Origin of the sequence: Rhizobium sp. BK275 (assembly GCF_014193555.1) — a bacterium.
Taxonomy (GTDB): domain Bacteria; phylum Pseudomonadota; class Alphaproteobacteria; order Rhizobiales; family Rhizobiaceae; genus Rhizobium.
Map to the genome: position 1 here is coordinate 134819 of NZ_JACHZL010000003.1, position 17489 is coordinate 152307.

A 17489-nucleotide genomic window follows, 5' to 3' on the forward strand; every position below is an offset into this window, starting at 1 on the left:
GACTTACTTCTTGCGCGGAACCTTCGGAACCGTCGAACCCTTCTTGGGGGCGTCGCGAACTTCCGGTTCAGGCCGCGGCACGGTCTTGGCCTTTGTCTTCTTGACCGGCTTGGTCTTCAGCTCGCCATCATCCTCGTGAGCCGCTTCCGGGTGAACCAGTTCGGCCTCAGGCTTCGGCTTGATCGGCGCCGTTTCCGGAATGGCTTCCAGAATGAGGCCGGGCTTGCCGTCTTCCTTGGGACCGACGGTGACGTTGACGACGCCGCCCTTCTTCAGCTTGCCGAAGAGGATTTCGTTCGCCAGCGGCTTCTTGATGTTTTCCTGGATCACGCGGGACAGCGGGCGGGCGCCCATCTTCTCATCGTAACCCTTTTCGGACAGCCAGGCGATCGCATCCTCGTGCAGGTCGAAGGTGACGTTGCGTTCGGAGAGCTGAGCTTCAAGCTGCATGATGAACTTCTGTACGACCTTGTGGATGACGGCCGTCGGCAGCGCCGCGAACGGGATGATCGCGTCGAGACGGTTGCGGAATTCCGGCGTGAACAGGCGGGTCAGCGCCTCTTCGTCTTCGCCAGTGCGCTTGGACGAACCGAAGCCGATGGCGGCCTTGGCCATTTCCGAAGCGCCCGCATTGGTCGTCATGATGAGGATGACGTTGCGGAAGTCGATCTTCTTGCCGTTATGGTCGGTCAGCGTGCCGTGGTCCATGACCTGCAGCAGGATATTGTAGATATCTGGATGCGCCTTCTCGATTTCGTCCAGCAGCACCACGCAATGCGGATGCTGGTCGACGCCATCGGTCAAGAGGCCACCCTGGTCGAAGCCGACATAGCCGGGAGGTGCACCGAGCAGACGGGAAACCGTATGCCGCTCCATGTATTCCGACATGTCGAAGCGCAGTATCTCGACACCGAGCGAGGCGGCAAGCTGCTTGGCGACTTCCGTCTTGCCGACGCCGGTGGGGCCGGAGAAGACATAGGCGCCGATCGGCTTATTCGGTTCGCGCAAGCCAGCACGGGCCAGCTTGATCGAAGTGGACAGGGCTTCGATCGCCACATCCTGACCATAGACGACCGAGCGCAGCTCCTTCTCGAGATTGGCAAGAACGGCTTCGTCATCCTTCGAGACGGTCTTTGCCGGGATACGGGCCATCGTCGCAATCGTCGCTTCGATCTCCTTTTCGGTGATCAGCTTGCGGCGCCTGGACGGCGGCAGCAGCATCTGGGCCGCACCGGTCTCATCGATGACATCGATCGCCTTGTCCGGCAGCTTACGGTCCGAAATATAGCGAGCCGAGAGTTCGACAGCGGTCTTGATCGCCTCGTTCGAGTAGCGCAGGTGGTGGTATTCTTCGAAATAGGGCTTCAGGCCCTTCATGATCTCGATTGCATCGTCGATCGACGGCTCATTGACATCGATCTTCTGGAAGCGGCGGACCAGAGCCCGATCCTTTTCGAAGAACTGGCGGTATTCCTTGTAGGTGGTCGAACCGATGCAGCGGATCGCGCCCGAAGACAGGGCCGGCTTCAAGAGGTTCGAGGCATCCATTGCGCCGCCCGACGTTGCACCCGCACCGATGACGGTGTGGATTTCGTCGATGAAGAGCACGGCACCCGGATATTCTTCCAGTTCCTTGACGACCTGCTTAAGGCGCTCTTCGAAGTCACCGCGATAACGCGTGCCGGCGAGCAGCGTGCCCATATCCAGCGAAAAGATCGTGGCATCGGCCAGAGCTTCCGGAACCTTGCCTTCGACGATCCGCTTGGCAAGGCCTTCGGCAATCGCCGTTTTACCGACGCCGGGGTCACCGACATAGAGCGGGTTGTTCTTGGAGCGGCGGCACAGGATCTGGATGGTCCGGTTCACCTCGGCGTTACGGCCGATCAACGGGTCGATCTTGCCGCCCTTGGCCTTCTCGTTCAGGTTCACACAGTAAGCCTTCAGCGCATCCTGCTGCTTCTTCGGCCCGCTTTCCTCCTCATTGCCGCGTGCGGTCGGCTTGGACTCGGACTCGTCCTCAGCGCCGCGCGGTGGACGGCTTTCGGATACGCCGGGGCGCTTGCCGATACCGTGGGAGATGTAGTTGACGGCGTCGTAGCGGGTCATTTCCTGCTCCTGCAGGAAATAGGCAGCATGGCTCTCGCGCTCGGCGAAGATCGCGACGAGCACGTTGGCGCCAGTTACCTCCTCGCGGCCGGAAGACTGGACGTGGATCACCGCGCGCTGAATGACGCGCTGGAAACCTGACGTCGGCTTGGAGTCCTCGTCGTAACCGGTGACCAGGTTGGAGAGTTCGTTATCGACATATTCCAGGAGCGTTTTGCGGAGCGCGTCGAGGTCGACATTGCAGGCACCCATGACCGCAGCCGCATCGGCATCGTCGATCAGGGCGAGCAGCAGATGCTCGAGCGTCGCATATTCATGGTGCCGCTCGTTGGCAAAGGTCAGTGCCTGATGGAGCGCCTTCTCAAGACTAGGCGAAAATGTTGGCACGTTCAGTTCCTCACTTCTTTTCCATGACGCATTGCAGCGGATGCTGATGCTGCCGGGCAAAGTCCATCACCTGGCTCACCTTGGTCTCCGCTACCTCGTATGTGAATATTCCGCATTCGCCGACGCCGTGGTTATGGACATGCAGCATGATGCGGGTGGCACTTTCCCGATCCTTCTGAAAAAAACGCTCCAAGATGTGAATGACGAATTCCATTGGGGTGTAGTCGTCATTCAAAAGCAGTACGCGATAGAGATTAGGCTTCTTGGTCTTCGGCTTGGTGCGCGTGATGACCGAGGTTCGATTTCCGTTGTCCCCGTTCCTTTCGCTGTCGTTTTGCATCCGGATCGGTCTGGCGATCATTGTCATTCATTCCTCAATCAATCCGGCAGGGGAGCATGGGAGGGGTGCTTTCCCGACGAATATCTGAAACCCTAAGGTAGTTCATAATAGAGCGATTTTAAGCCCCTTGTTTCCGACTGCAATCACAATTCCGCAGGACTTGACGCAAAGGCCAAAAAAGTCTGCGTAAAAACCAGGGCAGGCTTCGGGAAACAAAAAAGACCGGCCGCAGATGCGGTGCCGGTCTTTGATTTTCAATAGGCGGCGCGCAATGCGCTACAAGATTTATGCGGCGGCGGGGGCTACCGGGGTCGCTTTCGAGACCTTGGCGGCAGTGGCGGCCATCGGTGCTTCGTAAGGCTTGTAAGCATTTTTGGCGAGGTCGGCATACATTTCGCCGAGTTTGGTCGCCTCGGTCACGAAAGCCTCATAGGAAGACTTCGCATAATTGGTCTGCAATTCGAAAGCCGCTTCGAAGCTCTTTAAGCCCGACAGCGTCTCGAAATGGGTGACGGCATCCTGGAAGGACTTCTTGGAATATTCGGCCGCCTCGGAGGCGATCGCCTGGAAACCCTTGGCAGTATCGGAATAGCTCTTCAGCATCGAATCCACAGTTTCCTTGCTCTTCCGGTTTACATCATCGAAATTGAACATGACCATCCTCCAATTGGCTGTTGCAGGCAGAAGGTAGCTGCAATGCACAAAGAGTCAAGTAGTCTTGTGCATCGCAAAACATCCACTGGTTGTGGTCGTTAACGACATTAAAGACCGGATTTTTGGGCACGTTCGTCTTTCATTGATTTTGCTAATATATATCAGGCGACTGCAACCGCAGGGTTATCATAAATTTTGGCGAACCAGCATATTTGGCGATCGGCGCAAACAAAAAAGCCGTGCATCGGCTGGCGATGCACGGCTTTTGATCGAAGTGACGGCCGATCAGAGATCGACGTCGAGAATTGCCATCGAGAAATTGTAGGAACGGTCACCGTCCTCGTCATCGATGTAGATGACACCCAGAAATTCTTCGCCAATGTAGACTTCCGCGGAGTCGTTCTTGCGCGGGCGCGCCTTCACCACGATCTGCGGGTTCAGCGTGCGTTTGAAATAGGCGTCGAGCTTCTTGATTTCTTCAGGCTTCACTCTTTTGATCTCCGTAAGCGACCTCGGTTGGCCGCTTCTTGCACAGGTAAAGCGGCGCTGTAAAGGTCGCAAGCTCCTGTTAGCAACGACTGTCTCCACCGGGATCTAGGCGTTTTTCCGCATTTTTCCAATGAAGGCTCAGATATCGGCGCCGATAACCTGATCCATCACACGTGCGGGCTCGGAGCAGCCGGCCTCACCGACAACCTTGGCAGGCACGCCCGCCACCGTGGTCTTTGGCGGCACCGCTTTCAGGACGACGGAGCCGGCGGCAACGCGCGAGCAGAAGCCGATCTCGATATTGCCGAGGATCTTGGCGCCTGCGCCGATCATTACGCCCGTGCCGATCTTCGGGTGACGATCGGCCCCTTCCTTGCCTGTTCCGCCAAGCGTCACACCATGCAGGATGGAGACATTGTCGCCGATGACAGCCGTTTCGCCAACGACGAGGCCGGTCGCGTGGTCGAGGAAGATGCCCTTGCCGATGCGAGCGGCGGGATTGATGTCCGTCTGGAAGACGCTGGAGGAGCGGCTCTGCAGGTACAGCGCGAAGTCGCGCCGGCCGCGGTTCAACAGCCAGTGCGCCAGCCGATGCGTCTGCAGCGCGTGGAAGCCCTTGAAGTAGAGAACGGCTTCCATGAAGCGCAGGCAAGCGGGGTCGCGATCATAGACTGCCTGGATATCCACGCGCAGGATCGAGCTCCATTCCGGCCAGTCCTCGAGCATTTCCTCAAAGGTCTGGCGCAGCAGGTTTGCCTGCATGTCGGGATGGTCGAGGCGCTCGCAGATGCGGTGGATGACGCATTCTTCGAGCGAGCGGTGGTTGATGACCGTCGAATAGAGGAAGGCTGCCAGCACCGGATCGCTTTCTGCAGCAAGGCGCGCTTCTTCTCGCAGACTGTCCCAGATAGGGTCCATCACCTTCAGCGGATGGGCTGCATCCAGCGTGCGGATATCCGTCTTAGCGACCATTTCCGGTCTCCTCATTTCCTGTTGGAATGCGATTATATAGAGGAAAACGCCGATAACATAAATGGGTGCCCGCGGCACACCGGTGCAGTGCGTTTTTCCTGGAAATCACGTTTATGTCACCTGCCGGCGACATCAGCCGGCAGCGACCTTGGCGTAGAATTCCAAGACAGCCTTCTTGAACACCCGGTCACCCACGGCGAGCATGTGGTCGCGGCCGGGGATATCCAGCGCTTCGGCGTCAGGCATCAGCGCCGCAAGCTCCTGGGGAGAACCGGCAATGTCGTCTTTCGTTCCAACCCCGATCAGGGTGGGCGCATCGATCTTGCCCATGTCGGCGCGGGCAACCAGATCGCGCGAACCCTTGATACAGGCGGCAAGCGCCTCACGGTCACTCTTCGTCTGCTCGGCAAAAGCGCGGAACATCTGCCCGCGCTGATGGGTGACGTAGGCAAGCGACGGCGCAAGCAGCGCATCGGCGATCGGGTCCCAATCGCCCACCCCATCGGTCATGCCGATACCGAGGCCACCGAGCACCAGCGAGCGGACGCGGTGTGGATGGGCAAGTGCCGCAAAGACGGAGATGCGGGCACCCATGGAGTAGCCCATCAGATTGGCCTCGGGAATACCGAGATGATCAAGCAGCGCGATCGCGTCACCAGCCATGAACCATGGCCTGTAAGCTTCGGCATCGCGCGGCTTGTCGCTGGCGCCATGCCCCCTGTTGTCGACGGCAATGACACGGTAGCCGGCGTCACCCAAAGTCTTCAGCCAGCCCGGATGAACCCAGTTGACGCTCGCCGACGAGGCAAAGCCATGAATCAGCAGCACCGGCGGGCCAGAGGGATCCCCCTCGTCGAAGAAAGCGAGTTTCAGTCCATCATGAGTGAAGCTTGAAAATGCAGGCGTATTCAGGTTCATCGGGTCGTCCTTGTTTGGCGCGACCATAGTCGAGCGACCTTTGAGCGTGAAGCCAAAAACTCGCATTGGAGCCTTGCTTTGGCACTACACTTTTCCTTCGAAGGCCTATAAGGTCCGCGCAGAATATCAAAGCATTCGGAGACAGACATGGCCGGCCACAGCATTCCCCACTTCCAGAACGACGGCGGTCACCGCGTTATCGAAGTCGGCGTCAAGGAATTCATGTGCACCGGTGCCTCCGCTCCCTTCGATCATCCGCATATCTTCATCGATATGGGCGATGACAACGAGAAGGTCTGCTCCTACTGCTCGACCCTCTATCGCTACAATACGTCGCTGAAGGCCAACCAGACCAACCCGCCCGGCTGCGTCTTCCACATCAAGGCAGCGTAATTTTCCTCTTCTTTTAGATCGGACACCCCATGCCGGTCGAACATGCCGCCATCATCGGCGCCGGAATTGCAGGCCTGACAGCCGCGCTGGCGCTCGCAAGGCGTGGCATCAGTTCCGATATTTTCGAACAGGCGTCCGAGCTTGCAGAGGTAGGTGCCGGCCTGCAGATCTCTCCCAATGCATCGCGCGTGCTTGCCGAACTCGGTGTGCTCGACGGGCTGGCCAACCTCTGGCTCGAGCCGCAATCCATCCGGCTGATCTCAGGCAGTTCGCTGCGCGAGCTTGCGGCAGTGCCTGCCGGGAGTTTCGCCCGGAATCGCTGGGGAGCACCCTACGGCGTCCTGCATCGCAAGACGCTTCAAAAGGCTCTTCTGGATGCGGTGATCGCCAATCCGCTTTGCACGCTGCATCTCGGAACACGATTCGAATCGGATCTGCCGCAGGGCCGGCGTTCGGCCGATGTCATCATCGGCGCCGACGGCGTCTGGTCCAGACTGCGGCAGGCAATACCAGGCGCCCCTGTCCCGCAATTCTCCGGAAATATCGCCTTCCGTTTCACCATCGCAGAAGCCGAAGCGCCGGGCTTTCTCGACCGCACCAGCGTCTCGGCCCTGCTCGGCTCCTCGGCGCATATGGTCTGCTATCCGCTGAAGGAAACAGGCGGCTTCAACATGGTGGCAATCACCGCCGGCAATATTGCTCCGCAAGCCTGGCAGGGCGCGCCGACACAGGCCCAGCAGGAGCTTCTGCAGTCGCGCTTCCGTCGCTGGCATCCTGTTATCGCCGGTCTGCTTCGCGGGCGCAGCGACATCACCTTCTGGCCGCTCTTCGAAGCGACGCCGGGCAAGTGGCAGGATGGGAACAAGACCGTGCTGATCGGCGATGCAGCGCATGCGATGATGCCTTTTGCGGCGCAGGGCGCGGCAATGGCGATCGAGGATGCCTTCGAGCTTGCGGCCTTCCTCGCCACCCGTCCGGTTTCCGAAGCCATCTCGCTTTTCGAGCGGCATCGCACGCCGCGCATCGCCAAGCTTCGCCAGCGCGGCGCCTTCAACCGCTTCGCCTATCATGCAAGCGGACCGATCCGCCTCGGCCGGGATATCGTGCTGTCGCTGAAACCGCCGCAAAGCCTCGCGGCGGATCTTGACTGGATTTACGGCTACCGCCCCATCGGCTGATCAAATGGCGGCTGATCAGACGGCGTTTGCCGCAGCAAAACCGCGTTCGATATCGGCCTTGAGGTCAACGATATCTTCGAGGCCGATCTGCAGGCGAATGACCGGACCTTCAGCCGGCGCCTTGGCGATCTTACGGTCAGAGAGATTGACCAGCACGGCAAGGCTTTCGTAGCCCCCCCAGGAATAGCCGAGGCCGAAATAAGAGAGAGCATCGAGGAAGGCATGCGCCTTCGGCTTGACTTTCTGCGGATCGCTGGCCTTGAGCACGAAGGAAAAGATGCCGCTGGCACCCTTGAAGTCACGTTTCCAGATATGGTGCGACGGGAAGCTCGGCAAGGCTGGATGCAGGACGCGGGCAACCTCTTCGCGGCTTTCGAGCCATGTGGCGATCGCCAATGCGCTTTCATAGTGGCGCTCCAGCCGGATACCCATGGTGCGCAGACCGCGCAGGATCTGATAGGAATCGTCAGGCGCACCGCAAAGGCCGAGCGTTCCATGCGTCTCGATCAGCCTCGGCCAGTGCTCGGCATTGGCGGAAATGGTTCCCATCAGAATGTCGGAATGTCCCGATGGATATTTGGTCGAGGCATGGATGGACACGTCGACGCCGAAATCCAACGGCCGGAAATAAAGAGGTGTGGCCCAGGTGTTGTCCATCAGCACGACGGCACCGTGCTTGTGTGCCCCCGCCGCGATTGCCGGGATATCCTGCATCTCAAAAGTATTGGAGCCAGGAGCCTCGGTCAGCACGACCGTAGTGTTCGGCTTGAAGAGCGTTTCGATGGCCGCGCCGATCGCCGGATCGAAATAATCGACCCCGACCCCCATACGTTTCAGGATCGTGTCACAGAAATGGCGCGTCGGACCGTAGACGGAATCGACGATCAGGACGTGATCGCCCGCGGCGACATAGGCGAGGATCGCGACCGTGACGGCGGCGAGCCCAGAAGGTACCAGCACAGTGCCGGCCGAGCCTTCGAGCGCATTGATCGCTTCGGCCAGAGCGTCGGTCGTCGGCGTGCCGCGGGTACCGTAAGTGTATTTCTTGTTGCGTGTCTCCATGGATTTGGCATCGGGAAAGAGCACCGTCGAAGCGCGCACCACCGGCGGATTGACGAAACCGTGATAATCTGCGGGGTCGTAGCCGATATGGGAAAGACGGGTGTTGATGCCGGCGCCCGGCAGGAGACTGTCTAGATCTTTCATGTGGGAAATGGCCTTCTGGCGAGGGTATGCAAAGGCCGAACTCTTGAACCGCGTCGCCATCAGGGTCAACCCCTACAACTCGACGTGATAGCCTCGCCCCGCAAAGCCGTCGGCCTTTACTTCGCGATTTCAGCGCTATTTTTTCCTCAAGCTAGAGCCCAATTTCTAGCCAAGTGCCTAGAGACGCAGCGCAATCTACCAAAATGCTGAATTTTGCCGCAATTATTGGCCGCGACACTTGACCATAGTGACATTTGCGACTGTGATAGACCTACTCGCGCCGGGAGGGTTGCGGGAAACGGGGAGGCACACGGGCAATTTCAATCCGGCCACTCCTCAAAACGATAAAATATAAGACAACGGAAAAAAGGTTGGGAAAAATGAAGTACAAGCTCCTGTCCGCAGCTGTCGGCGCAGCAGTTTTCGCTCTTGGCGCTTCGGCCGCTTCGGCCACAACTCTCGGAGACGTAAAGGCAAAAGGTTTTGTCCAGTGCGGCGTCAACACCGGTCTTGCCGGCTTTGCTGCCCCTGACGCGTCCGGCAACTGGTCGGGCTTCGACGTTGACTTCTGCCGCGCGGTTTCCGCTGCGATCTTCGGCGATCCCAACAAGGTGAAGTTCACCCCCCTCAGCGCCGCCAACCGTTTCCCTGCGCTGCAGTCCGGTGAAGTCGACGTGCTCGCCCGCAATACGACCTGGACGATCAACCGCGACACCGCTCTCGGCCTGAACTTCCGCTTCATCAACTATTATGACGGCCAGGGCTTCATGGTTCGCAAGAGCCTGAACGTGAAGTCGGCTCTGGAACTCTCCGGCGCATCCGTCTGCGTACAGTCGGGTACCACGACCGAGCTCAACCTCGCCGACTACTTCAAGGCCAACAATCTCCAGTACAATCCGGTGGTCTTCGAGAAGCTCGACGAAGTCAACGCCGCCTATGACTCCGGCCGTTGCGACGTCTACACGACTGACCAGTCCGGCCTCTACTCGCTGCGTCTGACGCTGAAGAACCCCGACGAACACATGATCCTGCCGGAAATCATCTCCAAGGAGCCGCTCGCGCCGGCCGTCCGCCAGGGTGACGACCAGTGGTTCGATATCGTTAGCTGGGTCGGCTACGCGATGATCAACGCCGAAGAATTCGGTATCACCCAGGCCAATGTCGACGACATGAAGAATTCGCCGAACCCGGATATCAAGCGCTTCCTCGGCGTTGAAGCCGACACGAAGATCGGTACCGATCTCGGCCTGACCAACGACTGGGCCTACAACGTCGTCAAGACCGTCGGCAATTATGGCGAAGTCTTCGAAAAGAACATCGGCCAGGGCAGCCCGCTGAAGATCTCGCGCGGCCTCAACGCTCTCTGGAACAAGGGCGGCATTCAGTACGCTCCGCCGGTTCGCTAACCGGCATCAGGCATGAAAAGCCGGAAAGGCGGGAAACCGCCTTTCCTCATCCTCCTATAAAAAAGCTCCGAAAAGGGGCGCATAACGTGGGGAATTGGCCAGGCATGACGCATCAGGTTGCGGATTCATCCTCTTTGACTAGGAGCGGCTGGAGCTTCCAGTCTGCCCTCTATGACCCGACAATTCGGGGCATCTTCTTCCAAGCTCTTACCATTGTCTTGCTGGTCGCGCTGATCTGGTCGATTGCTCACAATACGGCAGTCAACCTGGCACGCGCCAACATCGCATCGGGTTTCGGCTTTCTGAACGGGCGCGCCGGTTTCGAAGTCGGCCAGTCGCTGATCCAATATTCGAGTGATTCGACCTACGGCCGCGCACTTCTCGTCGGCCTTCTGAACACGCTGCTGATCGCCGTCACCGGCATCATCACTTCAACAATAATCGGCTTCGTCATCGGCATCGGCCGCCTGTCGCGGAACTGGCTGATTGCCAAGCTCTGCACGGTCTATGTGGAAGTCTTCCGCAACATTCCGCCGTTGCTCGTGATCTTCTTCTGGTATTCTGGCGTTCTGGCTATTCTGCCCAATGCCCGTGACTCGCTGCATCTCCCCCTCGGATCATATCTGAACAATCGCGGCCTCGCCTTCCCCAAGCCGATCTTCGGCGACGGTTTCTGGCTGGTCGGCGTTGCTTTTGCTGTCGCGATCATTGCCACTGTTATCACCGCACGGTGGGCGCATCGCCGGCAGGCAGCGACAGGTCAGCCGTTCCACACGATCTGGGTTTCGATCGGCCTCATAGTCGGCCTGCCGCTCATTGCCTTTCTGCTCGCAGGCGCACCGCTGTCTTTTGATTTCCCGGTCGCCGGCAAGTTCAATCTGACCGGCGGTTCCGTGGTCGGCCCGGAATTCATGTCGCTTTTCCTGGCGCTTTCCTTCTATACGGCCGCCTTCATAGCCGAGATCGTGCGCTCGGGCATCCGCGGCGTGCCGAAGGGACAGACGGAGGCAGCAGCGGCACTCGGCCTGCATCCTTCGGCAATCACCCGGCTGGTGGTCATTCCGCAGGCGTTCCGCATCATCATTCCGCCGCTGAGCAGCCAGTATCTGAACCTCACCAAGAACTCGTCGCTGGCTATTGCCATCGGCTTTGCCGATCTCGTCGCCGTCGGCAGCACGACACTGAACCAGACCGGTCAGTCCGTAGAGGTTATTCTCATCTGGATGGTCATCTATCTCGCCATCAGCATCGTGACCTCGCTGCTGATGAACTGGTTCAACGCCAAGATGGCATTGGTGGAGAGATAAGATGAGTGACAGTTTCGTCAGAACCAGCATGCTGGCCCAGGAGCCGCCGCCATCTGGAGAAAAGGGCGCCGGAGCCTGGATACGCCGCAACCTGCTTGCTACACCCAAGGATATCGTCCTCACCCTTCTGGCAGTGACCTTCCTCGCCTGGGCCTTGCCGCATGCCATCAACTGGCTGTTTGTACAGGCGGTCTGGACCGGCCCGGACCGCACCTTCTGCGCCACTGCCGTCCAGGGCGGCATCCAGCCGGACGGCTGGAGCGGTGCGTGCTGGGCCTTCGTCAATGCCAAATTCGACCAGTTCATTTTTGGACGTTATCCGCTCGACGAGCGCTGGCGGCCGACGCTGGTGGGCATTCTCTTCGTGCTGCTGCTCGTGCCGATGCTCATTCCATCTGTGCCGCGCAAGGGGCTGAATGCGATCCTGCTGTTCATCGTGCTGCCGGTCGTCTCCTTCATTCTGCTTTACGGCGGCTTTGGACTGGAAATAGTCGAGACACCGCTCTGGGGCGGGCTGCTGGTGACGCTGGTGCTTTCCTTCGTTGGCATCGCCGTCTCCTTCCCGGTCGGTATTATTCTGGCACTCGGAAGACGCTCGCAGATGCCGATCATCCGCACGGTCTGCATCATCTTCATCGAGGTCGTCCGCGGCGTGCCGCTGATCACAGTTCTTTTCATGGCGAGCGTCATGCTGCCGCTTTTCCTGCCGGCCGGCTGGACGGTGGACAAGCTGTTGCGCGCGATCGTGGGTGTGTCGATCTTTGCCTCCGCCTATATGGCCGAGGTCATCCGCGGCGGCCTGCAGGCAATTCCCAAGGGCCAGTTCGAGGGGGCCGATTCACTCGGCCTCGGCTACTGGCAGAAGATGCGGCTGATCATCATGCCGCAGGCGATCAAGCTGGTGATCCCGGGTATCGTCAACACCTTCATCGGCATGTTCAAGGATACCTCGCTGGTGTCGATCATCAGCATGTTCGATCTGCTCGGCATCGTTCGCCTCAACTTCGTCGATCCGAACTGGGCAACCGCGGTAACGCCGCTGACAGGGCTGATATTCGCCGGCTTCGCCTTCTGGCTTTTCTGCTTCGGCATGTCGCGCTATTCAGCATTCATGGAACGTCATCTCGACACCGGCCACAAACGATAAGAATAGGAACACGCAATGGCAGAAGCCCAAACAAAGAAGATGACCGTGTCGGCGACCGACGTTGCCGTCGAGATCATCAACATGAACAAGTGGTACGGTGATTTCCATGTGCTTCGCGACATCAACCTGAAGGTCATGCGCGGCGAGCGTATCGTCATTGCCGGCCCTTCGGGTTCCGGCAAGTCGACGATGATCCGCTGCATCAACCGTCTGGAGGAGCATCAGAAGGGCAAGATCATCGTTGACGGCACGGAGCTGACCAACGACCTGAAGAAGATTGACGAAGTGCGCCGCGAAGTCGGCATGGTGTTCCAGCACTTCAACCTCTTCCCGCATCTGACGATCTTGGAAAACTGCACGCTGGCGCCGATCTGGGTGCGCAAGATGCCGAAGAAGCAGGCGGAAGACATTGCCATGCACTTCCTGAAGCGCGTCAAGATCCCCGAACAGGCCAACAAATATCCGGGCCAGCTTTCGGGTGGCCAGCAGCAGCGCGTGGCGATTGCCCGCTCACTCTGCATGAACCCGAAGATCATGCTGTTCGATGAGCCGACCTCGGCGCTCGATCCGGAAATGATCAAGGAGGTGCTGGATACGATGGTCGGCCTTGCCGAAGAAGGCATGACCATGCTCTGCGTCACCCACGAAATGGGCTTTGCGCGTCAGGTTGCGAACCGCGTGATCTTCATGGACCAGGGCCAGATCGTCGAGCAGAATTCACCGGCCGAATTCTTCGACAATCCTCAGCACGAACGCACCAAACTGTTCCTCAGCCAGATCCTGCACTGATCGAACACTGATATCGGCGTATAGAAATTCAAAACCCGCCGGCTGATTGCCGGCGGGTTTTGCGCATTTAACGGAAAGCCGCAGAGCGCAGCAGCCTGCTTTTAAAATCAAATCATAACCGTTTCAAAAAATGGGACACGTAGAACCTCAGGGATGCGGACGACACGCTTTCCCGATCGGCCGCAAGGATGGCAACATCTATTGGATCAGTTGCTTCCATCGTTCGGACGGGATTTCCGTGCCTCGGTGCTGCTGGAAGAGGCTGTTTTTCCGTCCGGCTGCTGGCCGAAATAGGTCCCGCCAAGATGTCCTCCGGCACTGGTGTTCTCGACCTGCCGTTCCGTTCGCTTGCGGATATCGTCTGCATTGGTCTTGCTCATTCTGATCTCCATAGTTTGAAGAAATGGATATCTGGACAACCGATGCAGGCCGATAGGGTTCCATAAAAGATGGCCGCGGCAGCTTGGCACAGGCAGATCTCGGAACCAAAATGAGGGCGAAAGCTTTTCTGCCTTGGTTATGACAAAGCCGACGCTATATCCTTCGCGCGATATCCAAAGGAGACGGAAATGAAAAAAATACTCGCGACCACAATCGCCGCAGCCTCGTTGCTCCAGGCTTTTGCCATGAGTGCCGGCGCAGCGGACCTGGTACGGAGGGAGCCGCCGGTAGCTCCCGATGTAAGTGGGGGCGTGAAGATCGGCTACCTTGCCTGCGATATCGGCGGCGGCGTCGGCTATGTGCTCGGGTCCTCCAAGCAGATCGATTGCGTCTTCCAGCCGACGAGCAGCAGCGAATCGCCTGAGCACTACAGTGGCGCACTGCGCAAGTTCGGCGTGGATCTCGGCTTTACCACGCGCGGTCGCCTGCTCTGGGCAGTCTTTGCACCGACAGCCGGCTATCACCGCGGCTCGCTGGCTGGCCTCTACCAGGGCGCAACCGCTGAAGCCACGCTCGTCGGCGGCATCGGCACCAACGTGCTCTTCGGCGGCACTTCCGGCTCGATCCATCTGCAGACGATCAGCGTCACCGGCCAGCTCGGCATCAATGTTGCCGCGACAGGCACGTCCATGACGCTGACACCCGAAGGCTAAGTCGGCAAGCCGGAGAAATCGGGCTGGCCGCGCATTCAACTTTGATCATGCCTGGCCAGCCCTTATTCCGTTATCAAAATCATCGTCCGCAGCGAGCAGAAGTCTGCTGCTCAGTTCAAATTCTTTGAATACGATTGCACCCCGACGCATACGTTCGGAGTCAAAGCCTCTGTATCTAGCAAATTCTTCAAATTCGAATGCCTCAAATGAGTCGGCTCTTGACGTGACGGTCGACGAGCCTCCGGACAAAATCGTCCTCGGCAAAATCTCTCAACCACCCCATCCAAGGAAGTGATACAGAAAGGCTTGAGCTCTGCCATCTGTATTGATCTTGAAACCAATTGGAATCGAACTTATCTCTTTTTCGCTCCCGGCAGGAGCACGCCGCCCGTCAGTTGCGAAGCTGTTGACAGCACTGCCTTGGTGGAAAGTCGAACCCGTTCATGTTTTTTGATCGGGCTCAGAAGCGGTTGACGGGTGACGCTTCAAAAAGAGTCCGGGAGAAAAGAACATGTCCGTCAACGACATTAGGCCTACCACAATCGAGGGCATTAGGCGCCTCGCGAAAACCATCTCCAAGCAGGACGACGTTGCCCATTCAGTGGGTCTCGATCGCGCATCGGTTCGAGCCGGTTTTTCAAACTACACCAACGCTCTGCGGACGCTGCAAGCCTCAACGGTTGTTCCGTCATCGCCCATTTTCTCCACGTTCATCAGCGTTCATTGGCGGAACCCGAAGACAAAGGCGAGTGGCAACGAGATCATCGAGGTCTCGCTATCAAAGCCCCTCGACGAGATCATCGCAACTCGCCAATACAAGCAGGCTCGCGGACTGGGATACTTCACGCGCTGGGCGTCCGACCTGATCCACTGCCAGATGAATATAGAGGGCGCGGATTCAGCTCTTGCCCTCGCGTGTAAAGCGGCGCGTACATTGCAGTTTATGGCTTCCACCGGACTTAAGCCCTCCTCAAAAAGGATGCCCATCAGGGGTGATTTTGGACGTGACCTCCCCGGAAGAGATCACGGCAGCAGCTGGTACGATCCCGTCGAAAAGCGTTTCCTCTTCGTCGATGAACCCTACGCGGCAGCGGTAGAGGATCGGCAGCAGGAGCGCAGTACATGGTCTCTTCGCAATCGCTGGGAAATTGCCAAGCCGCTTTGGGCTGGTATGTACTATCCGGAAGGCGGGAGTGAGCTTTATCTGATTTCGGATGAGCAGAAAGGCTTGCCACTTGGACCGGTTCTTTTGGCGCTGTCGCGCATGCCCGCCCCTGTTGTACCCGAAAACTGCAAACGGGTGACCGTGACTGATGGCGAATTGTTTCGGTCACCTGGGGAAGTACGGGACGCAGAAGAAAAAGCTCAGAAAGCGAAACAGAAGCGCGGCCCCCGGACGACGGGCAATACCGTGCCGTACCGGATGGTGATGGCTTCTGGCCGGCGGCCGAATGTAAAAATGGCTATCGCCACGCATCAGCGTGTCGGCCAACTATTGAAGGATGTTATAAGTGCGACCCGGCAACGAGCCGGAATCGTCAACAGGCTCGCTTCCGTTCGTTCGGAACTGGATGATTGGGTCCAGCTTGAGTATGACAGTAACACCCTGCCGAACGATGTATTCTTCGAACTCTACTATCATGAGCGCAACATTGTGCCTGATGATGAGTATGGCATCGCCGGCCGCAGCCTTCACATCGAACGCTTGCAGGAAGCGAAGGCGCTGATCGCCTCCTCCTATCCCGATTGCAAGCCAGTTCGCGGTCTGCTTCGAAAGCTCGACCTTGCGCTTCAGTCTCTGACGAGTTGGAAGTGAAATTCAGCGCGCCTCAGGGCATGACCTCGAGGCGCGCTCGCACCAGATTGTCGCCCATGTCCTAGGTACGGAGTGTTACCGATGTCTCCGGGTCGGACAAAGATAAAGATGGCGACCCCTGCAGGACTCGAACCTGCGACCTGCTGCTTAGAAGGCAGCTGCTCTATCCAGTTGAGCTAAGGGGCCGTCTGTCTGCATATGTCGCGAGCCCGCGACACCAGCATTTCTGTCTCAAGCAGCGGGCGGATCAGTGCGTCCAGGGCTGGGTACGGGTATAGCGGAAATTATCCGGGTAAGCGACGACCTGGCGCGCGGGATCCTTGGGCGCGATCACGCGGTATTCGATGCCGTTGCGCTTGGCATAGGCCTCGGCAAGTTCCTGCGTTTCGAAGGTCAGCTTCAGCTGCTGGCGCATATCGCCCGAAGACGTGTAGCCCATGATCGGGTCGATCTTGCGTGGCTGCTCCTGATCGAACTCCAGCACCCAGAGATGCGTCTTGGCCTTGCCGGACTGCATTGCGGTCTTGGCCGGACGATAGATCTTAGCAGACATGACTGCGGCGCCTCCGATATGCGGGCCACGCCCGCCTTTCATAACTCAGCCTGGGATCAGGCTTGCTTCCATACCGAACATCGCAGGAAGAAGTGAATTTTGCTTAGCCGCGAATCCCCGTTTTTTCAAGGGAAAAGCGCTGCTGCCACAGGATCGGTGGATCGACGAAACCGATTGCCGCATAGCGCGTTTCTTATACGGAGCGCTTAAGGCGCAGCCCTCGTAGCCGGGTGTGGATAAGCGGGCAATCCTGTCACACAATCCGAAATGTTTCGGATTGTTGCATGTTTTGATCGCTTTCTAATTGTTATGACCGGCATAGGCGACTACGATGTCTACCAACCGTTGTGATACGGGTGAGAGCTATGAGAACTTCTGCAGAATTCCATGCCATCATGATTGGAGCAAGCATCACTGCGTTTTTCTACGCAGCGATCAGCTATGCTCAGTATGTCGGCCTGCTTGCTCAAGGCTGAGTCACAGCACGCCTGAGCATGCGTGATTTGCGACGTGAATGGTATCGTCGCCATCTTCCGGTGCGAAACACGTCCCGAACAAAAATATCTCTGCAGCCACAGGCGACGACACGCTGCGAAGCCATCTCAAATTGCGGAAGATATTGGGAGAATAATGGTCGGAGTGGAGAGATTCGAACTCCCGACCCTCTGGTCCCAAACCAGATGCGCTACCAGACTGCGCTACACTCCGAGCCTTTGATGGCAGCGGGAATACAC

General features: G+C 58.2%; 17 protein-coding genes and 2 tRNA genes. 8 read left to right on the plus strand and 11 right to left on the minus strand.

Annotation, left to right across the window (positions count from 1 at the left end; genetic code table 11):
* Positions 1-3: 3 nt before the first annotated feature.
* From clpA to FHT82_RS10505, 6 genes are all read right to left on the minus strand, one after another.
* Positions 4-2493 carry an ATP-dependent Clp protease ATP-binding subunit ClpA gene (gene clpA / locus FHT82_RS10480; RefSeq protein ID WP_183729551.1) on the minus strand — a complete coding sequence of 830 codons (2490 nt, stop codon included), beginning with the start codon at positions 2491-2493 and terminating at the stop codon, positions 4-6.
* 10 nt (positions 2494-2503) lie between these two features.
* Entirely contained in the window at positions 2504-2854 is a 351-nt protein-coding gene (clpS, locus tag FHT82_RS10485) for an ATP-dependent Clp protease adapter ClpS (RefSeq protein WP_037072724.1), read from the minus strand.
* 264 nt (positions 2855-3118) lie between these two features.
* Positions 3119-3487 (minus strand): phasin family protein, encoded by a 369-nt coding sequence (locus tag FHT82_RS10490; protein WP_183729554.1) that lies wholly within the window; start codon positions 3485-3487, stop codon positions 3119-3121.
* Positions 3488-3772: 285 nt separating this feature from the next.
* Positions 3773-3976: a DUF3126 family protein gene (locus FHT82_RS10495; RefSeq protein ID WP_007827403.1), complete on the minus strand. Its 204-nt coding sequence runs from the start codon at positions 3974-3976 to the stop codon at positions 3773-3775.
* A 138-nt stretch (positions 3977-4114) separates the two neighbouring features.
* Entirely contained in the window at positions 4115-4948 is an 834-nt protein-coding gene (gene cysE / locus FHT82_RS10500; RefSeq protein WP_183729557.1) for a serine O-acetyltransferase, read from the minus strand.
* 132 nt (positions 4949-5080) lie between these two features.
* Positions 5081-5866, minus strand: a complete 786-nt coding sequence (locus FHT82_RS10505; RefSeq protein WP_183729560.1) for an alpha/beta hydrolase — start codon at positions 5864-5866, stop codon at positions 5081-5083.
* Positions 5867-6013: 147 nt separating this feature from the next.
* Between FHT82_RS10505 and FHT82_RS10510 the strand changes: the two genes are divergently transcribed.
* Both FHT82_RS10510 and FHT82_RS10515 read left to right on the plus strand, forming a co-directional pair.
* On the plus strand, positions 6014-6259 hold the full coding sequence (locus FHT82_RS10510) for a zinc-finger domain-containing protein (RefSeq protein ID WP_183729563.1): 246 nt from the start codon (positions 6014-6016) through the stop codon (positions 6257-6259).
* Between the two features lie 29 nt (positions 6260-6288).
* Positions 6289-7437 (plus strand): FAD-dependent monooxygenase, encoded by a 1149-nt coding sequence (locus tag FHT82_RS10515; RefSeq protein ID WP_183729565.1) that lies wholly within the window; start codon positions 6289-6291, stop codon positions 7435-7437.
* 15 nt (positions 7438-7452) lie between these two features.
* On the opposite strand, the gene FHT82_RS10520 is transcribed toward FHT82_RS10515, so the two are convergent.
* Positions 7453-8643, minus strand: a complete 1191-nt coding sequence (locus FHT82_RS10520) for a cystathionine beta-lyase (protein ID WP_183729568.1) — start codon at positions 8641-8643, stop codon at positions 7453-7455.
* A gap of 380 nt (positions 8644-9023) precedes the next feature.
* Here FHT82_RS10520 and FHT82_RS10525 point away from each other — a divergent pair, with 380 nt between their 5' ends.
* The 4 genes from FHT82_RS10525 (at position 9024) to FHT82_RS10540 (ending at position 13292) form a co-directional block, all read left to right on the plus strand.
* A complete protein-coding gene (locus FHT82_RS10525) occupies positions 9024-10049 on the plus strand; it encodes an amino acid ABC transporter substrate-binding protein (protein WP_183729571.1) in 1026 nt (341 codons plus the stop codon).
* A 104-nt stretch (positions 10050-10153) separates the two neighbouring features.
* Entirely contained in the window at positions 10154-11356 is a 1203-nt protein-coding gene (locus tag FHT82_RS10530; RefSeq protein ID WP_183729574.1) for an amino acid ABC transporter permease, read from the plus strand.
* A 1-nt stretch (position 11357) separates the two neighbouring features.
* A complete protein-coding gene (locus FHT82_RS10535) occupies positions 11358-12503 on the plus strand; it encodes an amino acid ABC transporter permease (protein ID WP_183729577.1) in 1146 nt (381 codons plus the stop codon).
* A 15-nt stretch (positions 12504-12518) separates the two neighbouring features.
* A complete protein-coding gene (locus tag FHT82_RS10540) occupies positions 12519-13292 on the plus strand; it encodes an amino acid ABC transporter ATP-binding protein (protein WP_183729579.1) in 774 nt (257 codons plus the stop codon).
* A gap of 206 nt (positions 13293-13498) precedes the next feature.
* Here the strand turns inward: FHT82_RS10540 and FHT82_RS10545 are convergent, their stop codons facing one another.
* Positions 13499-13672, minus strand: coding sequence for a hypothetical protein (locus tag FHT82_RS10545; protein WP_183729581.1), 174 nt, complete (start codon positions 13670-13672; stop codon positions 13499-13501).
* A gap of 189 nt (positions 13673-13861) precedes the next feature.
* Here FHT82_RS10545 and FHT82_RS10550 point away from each other — a divergent pair, with 189 nt between their 5' ends.
* Positions 13862-14386: a DUF992 domain-containing protein gene (locus FHT82_RS10550; protein WP_183729584.1), complete on the plus strand. Its 525-nt coding sequence runs from the start codon at positions 13862-13864 to the stop codon at positions 14384-14386.
* A gap of 511 nt (positions 14387-14897) precedes the next feature.
* Positions 14898-16202: a DUF5623 domain-containing protein gene (locus tag FHT82_RS10555; protein WP_183729587.1), complete on the plus strand. Its 1305-nt coding sequence runs from the start codon at positions 14898-14900 to the stop codon at positions 16200-16202.
* A gap of 109 nt (positions 16203-16311) precedes the next feature.
* Here the strand turns inward: FHT82_RS10555 and FHT82_RS10560 are convergent.
* From FHT82_RS10560 to FHT82_RS10570, 3 genes are all read right to left on the minus strand, one after another.
* A tRNA-Arg gene (locus FHT82_RS10560) sits at positions 16312-16388 on the minus strand.
* 61 nt (positions 16389-16449) lie between these two features.
* Positions 16450-16755: an ETC complex I subunit gene (locus FHT82_RS10565; protein ID WP_112568114.1), complete on the minus strand. Its 306-nt coding sequence runs from the start codon at positions 16753-16755 to the stop codon at positions 16450-16452.
* A 631-nt stretch (positions 16756-17386) separates the two neighbouring features.
* A tRNA-Pro gene (locus FHT82_RS10570) sits at positions 17387-17463 on the minus strand.
* Positions 17464-17489: the final 26 nt, after the last annotated feature.